Annotated in this window: 6 protein-coding genes; 3 read left to right on the forward strand and 3 right to left on the reverse strand. The window is 61.8% G+C overall.

All coding sequences use genetic code 11. From position 1 onward, the window contains the following. Positions 1-271: 271 nt before the first annotated feature. Together AC3IT9_RS07250 and AC3IT9_RS07255 are read left to right on the forward strand one after the other, a co-directional pair. Positions 272-1,165, forward strand: coding sequence for a LysR family transcriptional regulator (locus AC3IT9_RS07250; protein ID WP_007972518.1), 894 nt, complete (start codon positions 272-274; stop codon positions 1,163-1,165). 5 nt (positions 1,166-1,170) lie between these two features. After that, a complete protein-coding gene (locus tag AC3IT9_RS07255; RefSeq protein ID WP_489272525.1) occupies positions 1,171-1,767 on the forward strand; it encodes a tRNA-uridine aminocarboxypropyltransferase in 597 nt (198 codons plus the stop codon). 145 nt (positions 1,768-1,912) lie between these two features. Here the strand turns inward: AC3IT9_RS07255 and AC3IT9_RS07260 are convergent, their stop codons facing one another. Genes AC3IT9_RS07260 through AC3IT9_RS07270 form a run of 3 tightly spaced genes read right to left on the reverse strand, consistent with a single transcriptional unit; the run spans position 1,913 to position 6,812 of the window. Next, positions 1,913-3,268 (reverse strand): HlyD family type I secretion periplasmic adaptor subunit, encoded by a 1,356-nt coding sequence (locus tag AC3IT9_RS07260; RefSeq protein ID WP_489272527.1) that lies wholly within the window; start codon positions 3,266-3,268, stop codon positions 1,913-1,915. Positions 3,269-3,277: 9 nt separating this feature from the next. Continuing rightward, entirely contained in the window at positions 3,278-5,437 is a 2,160-nt protein-coding gene (locus AC3IT9_RS07265; protein WP_489272529.1) for a type I secretion system permease/ATPase, read from the reverse strand. Positions 5,438-5,453: 16 nt separating this feature from the next. Next, entirely contained in the window at positions 5,454-6,812 is a 1,359-nt protein-coding gene (locus tag AC3IT9_RS07270) for a TolC family outer membrane protein (protein WP_489272530.1), read from the reverse strand. A gap of 588 nt (positions 6,813-7,400) precedes the next feature. Here AC3IT9_RS07270 and AC3IT9_RS07275 point away from each other — a divergent pair. Then, a complete protein-coding gene (locus AC3IT9_RS07275; protein ID WP_489272531.1) occupies positions 7,401-16,835 on the forward strand; it encodes a retention module-containing protein in 9,435 nt (3,144 codons plus the stop codon). The last annotated feature ends 49 nt before the right edge of the window (positions 16,836-16,884 follow it).

Genomic DNA, 16,884 nt, shown 5'->3' on the forward strand with positions numbered 1-16,884 from the left:
CGGGAAGAATCGCTACGGGCAAATACTTAGTTCAGATTTTTCTAAACTAATGACTGGGACAGCGATAGACTTCGCTCCATGCGCAGAACCACTGATGCCTTTCAGTCAAAGGGTGAGCACTGCAATCATTGTGGGAGCGGGCTTGCTCGCGAAGGCGTCGGGTCAGTCGGCATTGATGTCAATAGACACACCGCTTTCGCGAGCAAGCCCGCTCCCACAGGGATTGTGTTTCCACAGCAGTACTTTGCGCTTCCTTTCGATCGGAGTCCCCATGGCCAACGCTTTACCCGACCTGAAACTATTGCGCATCTTCGTCAGCGTGGTGCGCCATCAGGGGTTCGCCAACGCCCAGCAGGAGCTCAATCTCTCGACGTCGGCCATCAGCACCTACATGAGTCAGCTCGAAGCAGCCCTCGGCCTGGTGTTGTGCCATCGCGGCCGTGGCGGGTTCAGCCTGACCAGCAAAGGCGAGCTGTTCCATCAGGAAACCCTGCGTCTGTTGGGCGAACTCGAAGGCTTCGAGCAGTACGCCGCCGCCCTCAAGGGCGAGTTGCGCGGTACGTTGAACCTGGGGGTGATCGATTCCACCGTCAGCGACAAGGCCCTGCCGTTCGCCGAAGCCATCGGCGCCTACAGCCAGGAACACCCGGCCGTGCACTTGCACCTGTCGGTGATGAGCCCTTACGAATTGCAACTCGGGGTGCAGGACAACCGTCTCGACCTGGCCATCGGCGCGTTTTCCACGCGTATGAGCGGCCTGGTATACATGCCGCTGTACCGTGAACAACACTGGTTGTATTGCAGCACGCGACATCCGCTGTTCAACGAGCGGCGCATTCCCGAGCAAGTCATCACCCAGCAGCGCATGGTCGGACGTGGCTACTGGAGCCAGGCCGAGCTGGCGCGCCATGGTTTCAAGCACAGCGCCGCGACGGTAGAAAGTATGGAAGCCCAGTTGATTCTGGTGCTGTCCGGCGCCTACATCGGTTATTTGCCGGAGCACTACGCCCAGGCCTGGGCCGACAAGGGTGACTTGCGGGTGTTGCTGCCGGCGACCTTCGGTTATCAGGCGCCGTTCTCGATGATCGTGCGCCGGGGCCGTAGCCGCGAGCCGCTGATCCAGACATTCCGTGATCTGCTCAAAGCACAACTGAATCAGGCGTAAAGACGATGTCCAGAATTCAATGTCCGCGCTGCCTGCGCCCGCAAAGTCACTGCCTGTGCCCGTTGATCCCGAGCCTCGACAGCCGCACCCGGGTGTTGCTGTTGCAGCATCCGAGCGAAGTGAATCATGCGTTGAACACCGCGCGTCTGGCGGCGCTTGGGTTGAAGAATGCCGAGTTGATCGTGGGCGAGGTGTTTGAGGATTTGCCGGCGCTGTTGAATCAGCCGGGGTATCGGGCGCGGTTGCTGTTTCCCGGCGAAAATGCCCAACCGATGCAGGCGTGTGCCGCGACGGACGAACCCTTGTTGCTGGTGGTTCCCGACGGCACCTGGCGCAAGACGCGCAAGATGTTGCACCTCAATCCGCTGCTGGCGGCGTTGCCGAGGGTGACGCTGGCCGAGGGCGGCGTGTCCCGCTATCGCCTGCGCAAGGCGCCGGGACCGGGGGCGTTGTCGACGGTGGAGGCGATTGTGCAGGCGCTGGAAACCCTCGAAGCGCCGGCGACGTTTGCGCCGTTGCTGAAGCCGTTCGAGGCTTTGATCGAGGGGCAGATTGCGGCGATGGGGGAGGAGGTTTACCAGCGTAACCATGCCGACAGGTGATCGTTGTATGTGCCGGCCTCTTCGCGGGCAAGCCCGCTCCCACAGGTTCAGTGGCGTTCGCAGATTTTGTGTACACAACGGACACTGTGGGAGCGGGCTTGCCCGCGAAGAGGCCGGTTCAGTCACTGCAATCCTCGAAGAATGACTACCTTTCCCGCATCGCCTCGGTCCGCGCTTTCAACACCGGTTTAAGCAAGTAATCCAGTACCGTTTTCTCCCCGGTAATAATGTCCACCGTCGCCACCATCCCCGGGATGATCAGCAGCGGCTTCACATCCCCGCCCAAATGGTTTTTGTCGGTGCGCACCTGAATCAGATAGAAGCTGTTGCCTTTGTCGTCGGTGATGGTGTCGGCGCCGATCAGTTCCAGTTTGGCGCTCAGGCCGCCGTAAATGGTGTAGTCGTAGGCACTGAACTTGACCATGGCTTTCTGGCCCGGATGCAGGAATGCAACGTCCTGCGGGCGGACCTTGGCTTCGATCAGCAGGTTGTCTTCCAGCGGCACGATTTCCACCATGTCACTGCCGGGCTGGACCACGCCGCCGATGGTGTTGACCTTCAACACCTTGATGATGCCGTGCACCGGCGATACCACGGTGGTGCGGGTCACGCGGTCGTCGATGGCGATGCTAGAGGCCGTGATTTTCGACAGGTCGGTGCGTTTCTCGTTCAGCTCTTTGGCGGCTTCCGAGCGGAAGGTCTGTTCCGATTCATCTATCTTGCTTTTGATCTCGTTGATCGCCGATTCCGCCCGTGGAATCGCCAGGGTGGTGGCGTTCAATGAGCCGCGAATCTCCACTGCGCTGCGTTTGAGCCGCAGGATTTCCACCGGTGATACCGCACCCGTGCCCACCAGCGGCGTGGACATGTTCATTTCCTGTTGCAGCAACGCCAGGCTGGAGCTGAACTGCCCCTGTTTCGAACGGAACTCTGCCAACTCCTGGGTTTTTTGCCGAAGTTGTTCGGTCAGGGTGCGCTGCTCGCTGGCCAGGCGCCGTTGCCGTTGCTCGTACAGCGAGCGCTCGTCTTCGGCCACTTGCGGGGCCTTGGCGATCACTTCTTCCGACAGCTTGAACGGCCGGCCTTCGGCTTCGGCCGAAAGCCGTTCGACCTGCGCGGTCAAGGCATAGCGATCGGCTTCGCTTTCACCCTTGTTCGACAGGTAGCGGGTGTCATCCAGGCGCAGCAAGGTGTCGCCCTTGTTCACCATTTGTCCTTCACGGACGAAAATTTCAGTGACGATGCCGCCCTCCAGGTTCTGGATCACCTGGACCTTGCTCGACGGAATCGCCTTGCCTTCGCCCGTGGTCACTTCCTGCAACACGGCGAACTTGGCCCAGAGCAGTGCGCTGACCACCAGCGCGGCGGCCAGCCACACGGTGATTCGCGACCAGCGCGGAGAGTCCTGCAAGGAGGCGCCGGCGGTTTCCGGCATGAACTCGGTTTCGGCACTTTTGTTGAAACTGTCGAAGTAGCCACGGGATCCTTGATCGGCAGGCATGGACGACTCCTAGACGGCCGCAGAGCCGACACGGCCCTTGCGCAGTGCATCGATGACCGCTTCCTTCGGACCGTCGGCGACGATCCGCCCGTTGTCCAGCACCACCAACCGGTCCACCAGACTCAGCATCGAGGTGCGGTGGGTCACCAACAGGATGGTTTTGCCCTGGACCCAGCCGTGAAGTTTTTGCCGCAGGACGTCTTCGCTGCTGTTGTCCATGGCGCTGGTGGGCTCGTCGAGCAGCATGATCGGCGGGTCGAGCAACATCGCCCGGGCCATCAATACGGCCTGGCGCTGGCCGCCGGACAACAGTTGCCCACGTTCGCCCACGGGCCGGTCGAAGCCTTGCGGGTGTTGCCGGGCCAGTTCGGTGACCCCGGTCATTTCTGCCACTTCGAGCATGCGTGCGTCACTGATATAGCGCGCGCCGAGGGTCAGGTTGTCGCGCAGGCTGCCGGCCAGCAGCGGCAGGTCGTGGGCGACGTAGCCGATTTGATGGCGCAGGTCGGCGACGTCCAGTTGCCGCAGGTCCAGGCCATCGAGCAGCAGCTGGCCTTCATCCGGTTCATAGAACCCCATCACCAGCCGCGCCAGGGTGCTTTTGCCTGAGCCGCTGCGGCCGATGATGCCGACGCGCTCACCGGGTTTCACACTGAAACTGGCATTGGCCAGGGCGGGAGAACTCTGACCGTTGTAGTGGAAGGTCACGCCGACAACATCCAGCGCGCCCTGCAGTTGGGTGCGCTCCAGCGGCCGTTGTCTGGCATCGCGCTCCTGGGGCAGGCCCATCAACGCGTCGGTGCTTTTCATGGTCAGTTGCGCTTGCTGGTAGCGGGTGATCAGGCCGGCGATCTGTCCCAGTGGCGCCAGCACCCGACTGCAGAGCATGTAGCTGGCCACCAGCGCGCCGACGCTGAGGTTGCCGGCGATGATGCTGTAGACCCCGGCGACGATGATTGCCATGCCGGACAGTTGCTGGATGAACAGCGTGCCGTTGGTGGCCAGGGCCGAGAGGTTGCGCGCGTGGCTGTCGAGGCGGGTGAGGGCGCCGTGGGTGCTTTCCCATTTGTGCTGGCGTTCGCTTTCGGCGCTGCAGGCCTTGAGGGTCTCCAGGCCGCTGAGGGTTTCGATCAACAGTGCCTGGCGTTCGGCACCAAGGCTGAGGCTCTTTTGCACGGTGTCGCGCAGGCGCACCTGGATCACCATGGCGAAGATGATGGTGATGGGAAACGCCAGTACCGGGATCACCACCAGCCAGCCACCGAGCAGGCCGATCACCAGCAGCATCAGCAGGCAGAAGGGCAAGTCGATCAGGCTGGTGAGGGTCACGGCGGTGAGAAACTCCCGCAGGCCCTGGAAGTCATGAATGCTTTGGGCAAAGCCACCGATGGTCGCCGGTCGTGCTTTCATCGCCATGCCGGTGATGCGCTCGAACAGGGTGGCCGACAGGATCACATCGGTTTTCTTGCCGGCGGTATCCAGCAAGTGCGCACGCACGACCCGCAGCACCAGTTCGAAAACGGTGCCGATCAGCAGACCGATCGCCAGTACCCACAAGGTCGAGGTGGCCTGGTTCGGCACCACGCGGTCGTAGGTCTGCATCACGAACAGCGGCACCATCAGCCCGAGCAGGTTGATCAGGAAACTCGCCAGGATCGCATCGCTGTACAGCCATTTCGACAGCTTCAGCGTATCGCGAAACCAGGCCTTGACCCGTGGCACCAGCGGCGAGCGCAAGTCTTCGAGTTCATGGCGTGGCCGGGCAAACAACGCCTGGCCACTGTAGTGCTCGGCCAGCTCCTCGGGGCTGAGCCATTGTTCGCCGCCGTCGGCTTCGCTGGGCAGGATCAGCACCTTGCCGTCCTCGCCATAACGGCGCAGGACGGCCGTGCGGCCATTGTTGAGCAACAGCAGCACGGGCAGGTTGAGCGCGGAGATGTCTTTGAGGTCACGGCGCAGCAAACGCGCCTGCAAACCGGCCCGGGCCGCTGCACGGGGCAGCAGGTCCAGGCTCAGGCGTTGGTGTGCCATGGGCAGCCCGGCACTCAGGCTGGCGCGGCTGACCACCGCGCCGTGGAGTTTACAGAGGATCAACAGACCGTCCAGAAGCGGGTCATCGAAGCTCAGGCGCGGATCGACACCGGTGTTGCCGGGTTCCATGCTGGTCATTGAACCCTCCCGGGCCCTACTTCATTTCAGGCAGACGAGCTTCGTTTTTCACTTCGGTCTGGGCGATCGCGTCGGCGGGCAGTACGACCCGTTGCTTGCTCAGCAACTGGCCCATGTTCGCCAGGACACGGTACATCGAGAACTCTTCGGTGTAGCGCACTTCGGTGTAGCGACGGTTGGCGTTGTAGAGTTCGTTTTCACTGTCGAGCAGGTCAAGCAGGGTCCGTTGACCGAGGCCGAACTGGTCCTGGTAGGCAATGCGTACGCGCTTGCTGGTTTCGGCATATTCACGGGCGGTCGGGGTTTGTTTCTTGGCATTGACCATGGCGTTCCAGGCCAGGTGAATGTTCTCGTTGAGCTGGCGCAGGGCATTGTTACGGATGTCCATGGCCTGGTTGATCTTGTGCGAGTCGGAGGCCAGGCGCGCCTTGTCGCTGCCGCCGCGGAACAGGTTGTAGTTCATTATCACGCCGACCCGCCATTCGTTGTCGTGGCCTTCGTCACCCTGCACGTTGTTGTTCGCGCCCACTGCCGCCTCGGCGTCGAGGCGCGGGTAGAACGGCGATTTGGCGACTTCGTACTGGCTTTCGGCCGATTGCACGTCGGCCTGGGCGGATTTCAGAAAAGGGTTGTTTTCCACCATGCTCTGCTGGGCTTCGGGCAGGGAAGTGGGGACTTCACCGCGAATCGATGGCGGGGTTTCGAGTTCATCGGGCATGCGCCCTACAACGGCGTAGAAGCTCGACTCGGCATCGGCCAGATCGACTTCGGCGGTGTCGAGGTTGTTTTCTGCCAGTGCCCGGCGAGCCGAGGACTGGTCGGCATCGGCGTTGCTGCCCACACCGCGCTGGGTGCGCAGGCCGATCTGATCGTTGACCCGCAAGTGCGCTTGCAGGTTGTTCTTGGCCAGTGTCACCAGTTCGCGGCGCTTGAGGACTTCGAGGTAAACCTCGGTGGTGCGCAGGGCCAGATCCTGAGCCGTACCCTGAGCGTAATAGGCTCGCGAGTTGACCACGCCCTGGGTGCGCCCGACTTCATTGGCGGTGTTGAACCCGTCGAAGAGCATTTGCCGCAGGCGCAGTTCCGACTGGGTGTAGTTGAGGGTTTCGGTGTTGTGATTGCCGAACGCCCGGGTATTGGTGTTATCGCTGTACCCGCGCCCGTAGGCCGCGTTCAAATCAACGGATGGATAAAAGCCCCCTTTGGCGACCTTCACGTCCTCATCCGCCGACAGGCGGCTGTCTACCCGTGATGCCAGTTCCGGGTGGGTCGCGATGGTGCTCTGGATTGCCTCGGTCAGCGTCATGGCCTGAGCCTGGGACGAGCAGGCCATGGCCAAAAGAACCGCGCTGCAGAGGGGGGTTAATAGGCGCATGGTACATCTCCCTGATTCCTGGTGGTGCTTATCAGTCGCCAATTATTTGACGATATTTGTAGGTAAAGTTGTTTCACATCTTTAACAGAAGAGCTAAGAACATTCTGGAGCGTAGCTAAGAAATTTTTTTCATAACGGGTATGCAAAAAAAAACTTATGCGCTCTGCAAAATCCAGCACATTGTTCAATTCGAAAGCCCTTGTTTTATGAGCTCTAGGGCGCTCATCGGGGTTTGAGGAAAGTTCTAATCCACTTATCGACAAAGAGCGGAGAAGTGCTGGAGGGGAGGGACGCGAACGATCTGAAGGTGACGGTTTTTTGTCACTTGAGTGATTCAAGATCGTTACGCACCGCTCACAGGCAAGGTTGTTGCGTACAGGGATCCGATGCCATTGATTGCAGAGGGATTTTCCCGAAATCGTAAACAGCGCCGTGAGCGACTGGCTGGGCGAGATCGTTGCCGGGTCCACGGCTTACTCAAGTAAACCGGCACCCGCAGCACGATCCGCCAGACAACCCGCTTGAGCCATGAGCACGTTCTTCGCACAAACAAGCTGCCGACAGCGGTTGGCAGCGGAGGAAGTGCACATGGCTACGCTCATCGGTATCGTCAGTAAGGTCATCGGTCAGGTGTTCGCGGTTGCGAGCGACGGCAGCCGGCGTGCTTTGGTCGAAGGGGACCGGCTGTTCGCCGGCGACCAACTGAGCACTGGCGCTGAAGGCGCCGTGGCGGTGCATCTGCAAAATGGCCAGGAACTGACCCTCGGGCGCGGCAGCAGCATGCAGATGACGTCGCAGTTGCTCGCCAATCAGATTCCCCATGTGAACTCGCCTGAAGCGCTGACGCCGAGCGAAGCGCAACTGACCGATGTCGAACAGCTGCAAAAAGCCATTGCGGCGGGCGATGACCCGACCCAAACCGCTGAAGCCACCGCTGCCGGACCTACCACGACTACCGGTGTACCGGGCGGCGTCCAGGGCAGTGGCCATAGTTTCGTCATGCTCGAAGAAGTGGGCGGGCGAGTCGATCCGATCATCGGCTTCCCCACTGCAGGGTTCAATGGCATTCCCGAACTTCCCGAAGAACGCCTGAACGTTAATCCGGACAACGTTGTCGCGGCCGATGCCCCTGTGGTGCCGCCGGTGGTTCCGCAAGTGCCGAACAATCCGGTCACCTTCGACGGCCTGTCGCAGCAGAACGGCGAGCGAACCGTCAATGAAGCCAACCTGGCCGACGGTTCGGCGAGGAGCGAAGGCTCGCTGACGCGAAGCGGCACCTTCACCATCAATGCGCCCGACGGGCTGACCAGCCTCAGCATCGGCGCGATCAACTTGATCAGTGGCGGCGTGGCGGCAGGTTTCCCGCAGTCGATCACCTCCCCGCTGGGCAGCACGCTGACCGTCACCAGTTACAACCCGGCCACGGGCGTGGTCAGTTACAGCTACACCCTCAACCGTGCCGAATCCCACGCAAGCGGCGAGGGGGCCAACAGTCTTGCCGAACACGTCACCGTGGTGGTCAGCGACAGCAATGGCGACAGCATTACCGGTACGCTGGATATCAGCATCATCGACGACGTGCCCAAAGCAGTCGATGACAACAATGGCACCGCCTCGGAAACCCTGCTGACCCTCAACGGCAACGTATTGAGCAACGACGTGCAAGGCGCTGACCGGGTGCCGGTCGGTGAAAACACCGGCCCGATTACCCCGGGCACCTTCACCGGCACTTACGGCACCCTGGTGCTCAACGCCAACGGCACTTACACCTACACGCTGAGCACCAGCGATGCCGACTTCAAGGCGTTGCACGGTGGCGGCGACGGCACTGAAACCTTCACCTATACGCTGACAGACGCCGATGGCGACAGCAGCACCGCGAGCCTGGTACTGCAGATTCACAACAACGATGACCCGGACACGATTGACGGTTTGAACGCTCAGGGTGGCGAGTTGACCGTCTTCGAGAAAAACCTCAGCGACGGCAGCGCACCGGATGCCACGGCGTTGACCCAGAACGGCACCTTCACCGTCACCGCCCTCGACGGTGTTACGACCCTGACCGTCGGCGGTATCGCCGTGGTCACCGGTGGCGTGGCCGCCGGCTTCCCGCAATCGATCACCACCCCGTTGGGCAGCACCCTGACCATCACCGGGTTCAACGCGGCGACCGGGGTGATCAGCTACAGCTACACCCTCAACGATAACGAAGCCCATCCGACGGCCAACGACGCCAACACTTTGCCTGAGCAGTTCGCTGTGACCGTGGTCGACGACAACGGCACCACTGCCACCGGTTCACTGGACGTGAACATCGTCGACGAGCTGCCCAATGGCGTGGACGACAGCAACGCCAATACCGCTTCGGAAACCCTGTTGACCCTCAACGGCAATGTGCTGAGCAACGATGTGCAAGGCGCCGACCGCTTGCCGGTCGGAGAAAACGCCGGCCCGATCACCCCCGGCACTTTCACCGGCACTTACGGCACCCTGGTGCTCAATGCCAACGGCACCTACACCTACACGCTGAACACCAGCGATGCCGATTTCATAGCCCTGCACGGCGGTGGCAATGGCAGCGAATCCTTTACCTACACCATCACCGATTCGGACGGCGACAGCAGCACCGCGAACCTGGAGCTGCAGATCCACAACAACGATGACTCGATCACGATTGGCGGTTTGAACGCTCAGGGTGGCGAGCTCACCGTTTTCGAGAAAAACCTCAGCGACGGCAGCGCACCGGATGCCACGGCGTTGACCCAGAACGGCACCTTCACCGTCACCGCGCTGGACGGTGTAACGACCCTGACCGTCGGCGGTATCGCCGTGGTCTCCGGCGGCGTGGCCGCCGGCTTCCCGCAATCGATTACCACCCCGTTGGGCAGCACCCTGACCATCACCGGGTTCAACGCGGCGACCGGGGTGATCAGCTACAGCTACACCCTCAACGATAACGAAGCCCACCTGACGGCCAACGACGCCAACACTTTACCTGAGCAGTTCGCCGTGACCGTGGTCGACGACAACGGCACCACCGCCACGGGCAGCCTCGACGTGAATATCGTCGACGACCTGCCCAATGGCGTGGACGACAGCAACACCAGTACCGCCTCGGAAACCCTGCTGACCCTCAACGGCAACGTGCTGAGCAATGACGTGCAAGGCGCCGACCGCTTGCCGGTCGGAGAAAACGCCGGCCCGATCACCCCCGGCACTTTCACCGGCACTTACGGCACCCTGGTGCTCAACGCCAACGGCACTTACACCTACACGCTGGACACCAGCGATGCGGATTTCAAAGCCCTGCACGGCGGCGGCGACGGCACTGAATCCTTCACCTACACCATCACCGATTCGGACGGCGACAGCAGCACCGCCAATCTGGAACTGCAGATCCACAACAACAATGACTCGATCACTATTGACGATTTGAACGTTGAGGGCGGCGAGTTGACCGTCTTCGAGAGAAACCTCAGCGACGGCAGCGCACCGGATGCCACGGCGTTGACCCAGAACGGCACCTTCACCATCACCGCCCTCGACGGTGTTACGACCCTGACCGTCGGCGGTATCGCCGTGGTCACCGGCGGCGTGGCCGCCGGCTTCCCGCAATCGATCACCACGCCGTTGGGCAGTACCCTGACCATCACCGGGTTTAACGCCGCGAGCGGTGTCGTGAGCTACAGCTACACCCTCAACGATAACGAAGCGCACCCGACCGCCAACGACGCCAACACTTTGCCTGAGCAGTTCGCCGTGACCGTGGTCGATGACAACGGCACCACCGCCACGGGCAGCCTCGACGTGAGCATCGTCGACGACCTGCCAAAAGGCGTGTACGACAGCAATGCTTCAACGGCCTCGGAATCCCTGCTGACCCTCAACGGCAATGTGCTGAGCAATGACGTGCAAGGCGCCGACCGCGTGACGGTCGGTGAAAACACCGGCCCGATCACCCCCGGCACTTTCACCGGGACTTACGGCACTCTGGTGCTCAACGCCAACGGCACTTACATCTACACGCTGAACACCAGCGATGCGGATTTCAAAGCCCTGCACGGTGGTGGCGACGGCAGCGAATCCTTCACCTACACCATCACCGACTCGGACGGCGACAGCAGCACCGCCAACCTGGTGCTCAACGTCTACAACAACGACAATCCGGTGACCCTCAACGGCCTCGACGTGTATGGCGGTGAGCTGACGGTCTACGAGAAAAACCTCAGTGACGGCAGCAGCCCCAACACGCCGGCCCTGACCCAAAGCGGCACCTTCACCGTCACTGCCCTCGATGGCCTGCAAACCCTGACGGTAGGCGGCATCACTGTCGTGAGCGGTGGTGTGGTCGCCGGCTTCCCGCAAACGGCCGTCACGCCACTGGGCAGCACCCTGACCATCACCGGATTCAACGCCGCTACCGGGGTGATCAGCTACAGCTACACCCTGAACGATAATGAAGCCCATCCGACGGCCAACGGCGCCAACAGCCTGACCGAGAACTTCAACGTCGTGGCCACCGATACGGATGGCGACAGTGCGACCAGGCAGATCAACGTCAATATCGTCGACGACCTGCCAAAAGGCGTGTACGACAGCAATGCTTCAACGGCCTCGGAAACCCTGCTGACCCTCAACGGCAACGTGCTGAGCAACGATGTGCAAGGCGCCGACCGGGTGCTGGTCGGTGAAAACAGCGGCCCGATCACTCCCGGGACCTTCACCGGCACTTACGGCACCCTGGTGCTCAATGCCAACGGCACTTACACCTACACGCTGAACACCAGCGATGCCGATTTCAAAGCCCTGCACGGCGGTGGCGATGGCAGCGAAACCTTCACCTACACCCTCACCGACTCGGACGGTGACACCAGCACTGCGAACCTGGTGCTGAACGTCTACAACAACGACGATCGCGTAACCCTCGACGGTCTCGACGTGTATGGCGGTGAGCTGAAGGTCTACGAGAAAAACCTCAGCGACGGCAGCGCACCGGACTCCACGGCGCTGACCCGGAACGGCACCTTCACCGTCACCGCCCTCGACGGTGTCACGACCCTGACCGTCGGCGGCATCGCCGTGGTCACCGCTGGCGTGGCCGCCAGCTTCCCGCAATCGCTCACCACACCGTTGGGCAGCACCCTGACCATCACCGGGTTCAACGCCGCGACCGGGGTGATCAGCTACAGCTACACCCTCAACGATAACGAAGCGCACCCGACCGCCAACGGCGCCAACACTTTGCCTGAGCAGTTCGCCGTGACCGTGGTCGATGACAACGGCACCACCGCGACTGGTTCGCTGGACGTGAACATCGTCGACGACCTGCCCAATGGCGTGGACGACAGCAACACCAGTACCGCCTCGGAAACCCTGCTGACCCTCAATGGCAACGTGCTGAGCAACGACGTGCAAGGCGCCGACCGGGTGACGGTCGGTGAAAACACCGGCCCGATCACCCCCGGCACTTTCACCGGGACTTACGGCACCCTGGTGCTGAACGCCAACGGCACTTACACCTATACGCTGAACCCCAATGATGCGGACTTCAAAGCCCTGCACGGCGGTGGCGACGGCACTGAAACCTTCACCTACACCCTCACCGACTCGGACGGCGACAGCAGCACCGCCAACCTGGTGCTGAACGTCTACAACAACGACAATCCGGTGACCCTCAACGGCCTCGACGTGTATGGCGGTGAGCTGAAGGTCTATGAGAAAAACCTCAGCGACGGCAGCGCACCGGACTCCACGGAGCTGACCCAAAGCGGCACCTTCACCGTCACTGCCCTCGATGGCCTGCAAACCCTGACGGTAGGCGGCATCACTGTCGTGAGCGGTGGTGTGGCCGCCAGCTTCCCGCAATTGCTCACCACCCCGTTGGGCAGCACCCTGACCATCACCGGGTTCAACGTCGCGACCGGGGTGATCAGCTACAGCTACACCCTGAACGATAACGAAGCCCACCCAACGGCCAACGGCGCCAACACCTTGCCCGAACAGTTCGCCGTGACCGTGGTCGACGACAACGGCACTACCGCCACTGGTTCGCTCGACGTCAACATCGTCGACGACCTGCCAAAAGGCGTGTACGACAGCAACGCCAATACCGCTTCGGAAACCCAGCTGACGTTGAGCGGCAACGTGCTGAGCAACGACGTGCAAGGCGCGGATCGGGTGACGGTCGGTGAAAACACCGGACCGATCACCCCCGGGACCTTCACCGGGACTTACGGCACCCTGGTGCTGAACGCCAACGGCACTTACACCTATACGCTGAACCCCAGCGATGCCGATTTCAAAGCCCTGCACGGCGGTGGCGACGGCACTGAAACCTTCACCTACACCCTCACCGACTCGGACGGTGACAGCAGCACTGCCAACCTGGTGCTGAACGTCTACAACAACGACGATCGCGTAACCCTCGACGGCCTCGACGTGTATGGCGGTGAGCTGAAGGTCTATGAGAAAAAACTCAGTGACGGCAGCAGCGCCGACACGTCGGCCCTGACCCGGACCGGGACGTTCACCGTGAGCGCCCTCGACGGCCTGCAGACCCTGACCGTGGGCGGCATCACTGTCGTCAGCGGTGGTGTGGTCGCCGGCTTCCCGCAAACGGCCGTCACGCCACTGGGCAGCACCCTGACCATCACCGGGTTCAGCTCGGCGACCGGTGTCGTGAGCTACAGCTACACCTTGAACGATAACGAAGCCCATCCAACGGCCAACGGCACCAACAGCCTCACCGAGAACTTCAACGTCGTGGCCACCGATACGGACGGCGACAGCGAGACCGGGCAGATCAACGTCAACATCGTCGATGACCTGCCGAGCGCCAGACCTGACTCGTCGTCGGTAGTGGAGGGCGGCACCGTCAACATCAGTGTGCTGGGCAACGACATCAGCGGCGCCGATGGACCGGCGACGGTGGTCGGCGTACGCGCCGGCAGCAATACCTCGACGTCGGCCATCGGCGGGCTGGGCAACCCGATCATCGGCACCTATGGCTACCTGACCCTCGATGCCAACGGCAACGCGGTGTATCACAGCAACCAGAATTCGCTCGGCGATGCGGGGGCCACCGATACGTTCACCTATACCGTGCGTGATTCCGATGGCGATGAAAGCACCACCACCATCACCATCGACGTCGCCAACAGCATCATCAAGGCCAACCCCGACAGCGACGTGACGGTCTACGAAAAAGCCCTCGACCTGAGCCAGGAAGGGCAGGACCTGGCCGCCGCTACGGTCACCGGCAGCGACCCGGGCAACACTGGCGAAACTGCGTCCGGGACCCTGGTCGGTTCGGTCTCGGGTGGCAGCGGCGCGCTCACCTACACCCTGGTCGGCAGCGCCACCGGCACCTACGGGCAGATCCTGCTCAACTCCGACGGCAGCTACACCTACACCCTCACCTCGGCACCGAAAACCTCGCCGAATGCCAACGACGGGCCGAACAGCCTGAGTGAAAGCTTCACCTACAAAGCCACCGATGCATTAGGCAACAGCAGCACCAGCACCATCGTGGTCAACATTGTCGATGACGTGCCCAAGGCAGTGGCAACGGATCGCTCGGTGGCGGCGGTGGAGATCGATTCCAACCTGCTGATCGTGCTCGACGTCTCCGGCAGCATGGACGACCCTTCCGGCGTGTCGGGTCTGTCGCGGCTGGATCTGGCCAAGCAGGCCATCAGTGCCTTGCTGGATAAATACGACGACCTCGGCGATGTGAAAGTGCAGCTCGTCACCTTCAGCAGCAGCGCCACCGACATGACCTCGGTGTGGGTCGATGTCGCGACCGCCAAGACACTGCTGGCCGGCCTCACCGCGGACGGTGGCACCAACTACGACGCGGGCGTGGCGACCATGCAGACCGCGTTCAACACCTCGGGCAAACTGACCGGTGCGCAAAACGTCGGCTACTTCTTCTCCGACGGCAAGCCCACCACCGGCCAGGAAATCGGCACCGCCGACGAGACCGCGCTGAAAGCCTTCCTCGATGCCAACAACATCAAGAACTACGCGATCGGCCTGGGCAGTGGCGTGAGCAACGCCAACCTCAATCCACTGGCCTATGACGGCAGCAGCCACACCGACACCAATGCGGTGGTGGTGACCGACCTCAACCAGCTCAACTCGGTACTGTCCGGCACGGTGATTGGCGCCCCGGTGACTGGTTCGCTGCTGGGCGAGGGCGGCACATTCGGCGCCGATGGCGGCTTCATCAAAACCATCACGGTGGACGGCACCACGTACACCTACGATCCGAGCGGTAACAGCAATCAGGGCTCGTTGAGCTTCAGCGGCGGTCTCAACCACGGCACGTTCAACACCGTGGACAACACGTTGAACATTGCCACCAACAACAGCGGTACCTTGCAGATCAATCTCGACACCGGTGAATACGCCTACATTTCGCAGAAAACCACGTCGGTGTTGATCACCGAAACCATCGGCTTCACCGCCAGCGATAACGACGGCGACCTGGCCAGCGCCACCCTGACGGTCAAAGTCATACCGAACGCACCGCCAGTGGCCGCCGATGACCACGTCATCACCAACGTGCTCTCGGGCACTGTCGTGGTACCTGGCGAACTGTTGCTGGCCAACGACACCGACCCCAACGGCGATCAACTCTCGGCGACACCGACCTCGTTCAACACCGGCTGGATAGCGAAGGGCGCGGACTTCATCGGCACCGGCGCGATCAGCTTCACCGGCACCAACAACAACCCCGCCAACCAGAGTCTGGCCGACGTGCGCAATGCCTTTGCGGCCAACACGGCAACCATGACGGCGCTGCTGGTGGTCAGTGGCTATCTCGGTTCAGCGAACAACTCCAATGGCAACAATGAAGACCTCATCACGGTCAAGCTGAAACAAGGTGAGACGCTCAACCTCGATCACAACCTGGATGCCGGGCACGTCACGATGGAGTATTCGCTCAACGGTGGGGCGTTCGTCAGCATCGCCGATGGCGGCACCATCACCGCCAGCGCGGATGGCACTTACCAGATCCACCTGATCAACATCACCAACCCCGGTAACGGCAATTCGAATGCGGCGGAAGACTATCAGCTGACCATGACCGTCAACTACGCCGGGGCACAGGACGTCACCACCGACTACCACGGCACCTACACCGCCAACGATAACCATGGCGGCAGCGACTCGGCCAACCTGACCATCAGTTATCAGGACGGCCACACCCTTACCGGCACCAGCGGGGATGACGTGCTGGTGGCGGGCACGGGCAACAACATCATCAATGCCGGTGACGGCAACGATGTGCTCACTGCCGGCTCCGGCAACAACGAGATGCACGGCGGCGCCGGCAATGATTTGCTCTTCAGCGGCCAGGGCAATGACATCCTCGATGGCGGCACGGGCATCGACACGGCCAGTTACGCCCACGCCAGCGCCGGAGTGACGGTCGACCTCAGTCTGCTCGCTGCGCAGAACACCCTGGGCGCGGGCTCGGACACCCTGACCGGCATCGAAAACCTAACCGGCTCGAACTTCAACGACACCCTGATCGGAAACAACACCAGCAACGTGATCAACGGCGGCCTGGGCAACGACATCCTCAACGGCGGGGGCGGCGATGACTGGCTGATCGGCGGCCTGGGCAACAACACCCTGACCGGCGGAACGGGGGCCGATACCTTCCAGTGGCTCAAGGGCAACAGTGGCCATGACGTGATCACCGACTTCACGCCCGGCACCGACAAGCTCGACCTGTCTCAACTGCTGCAAGGGGAGAGCGGCACCACGGCTTCGCTGGATGACTACCTGCACTTCACCGTCACCGGCAGCGGGCCGTCGACGGTGACCAGCATCGACGTCAGCGCCATGGCCGGCGCCGCGCCGAACCAGACCATCGACCTGGCCGGCGTCAACCTCGCCAGCCATTACGGTGTGACTCCGGGGGCGGGTGGGGTGATCGCGGGCGGGCATGACACGGCGACCATCATCAACGGCATGCTCAACGACCATTCGTTGAAGGTGGATACCGTGTGACCTGAAAACCCACTAAAGAACCCGCCATCCCTGTGAAGGGATGGCGGGT

The organism is Pseudomonas sp. KH_046_1 (assembly GCF_057839025.1).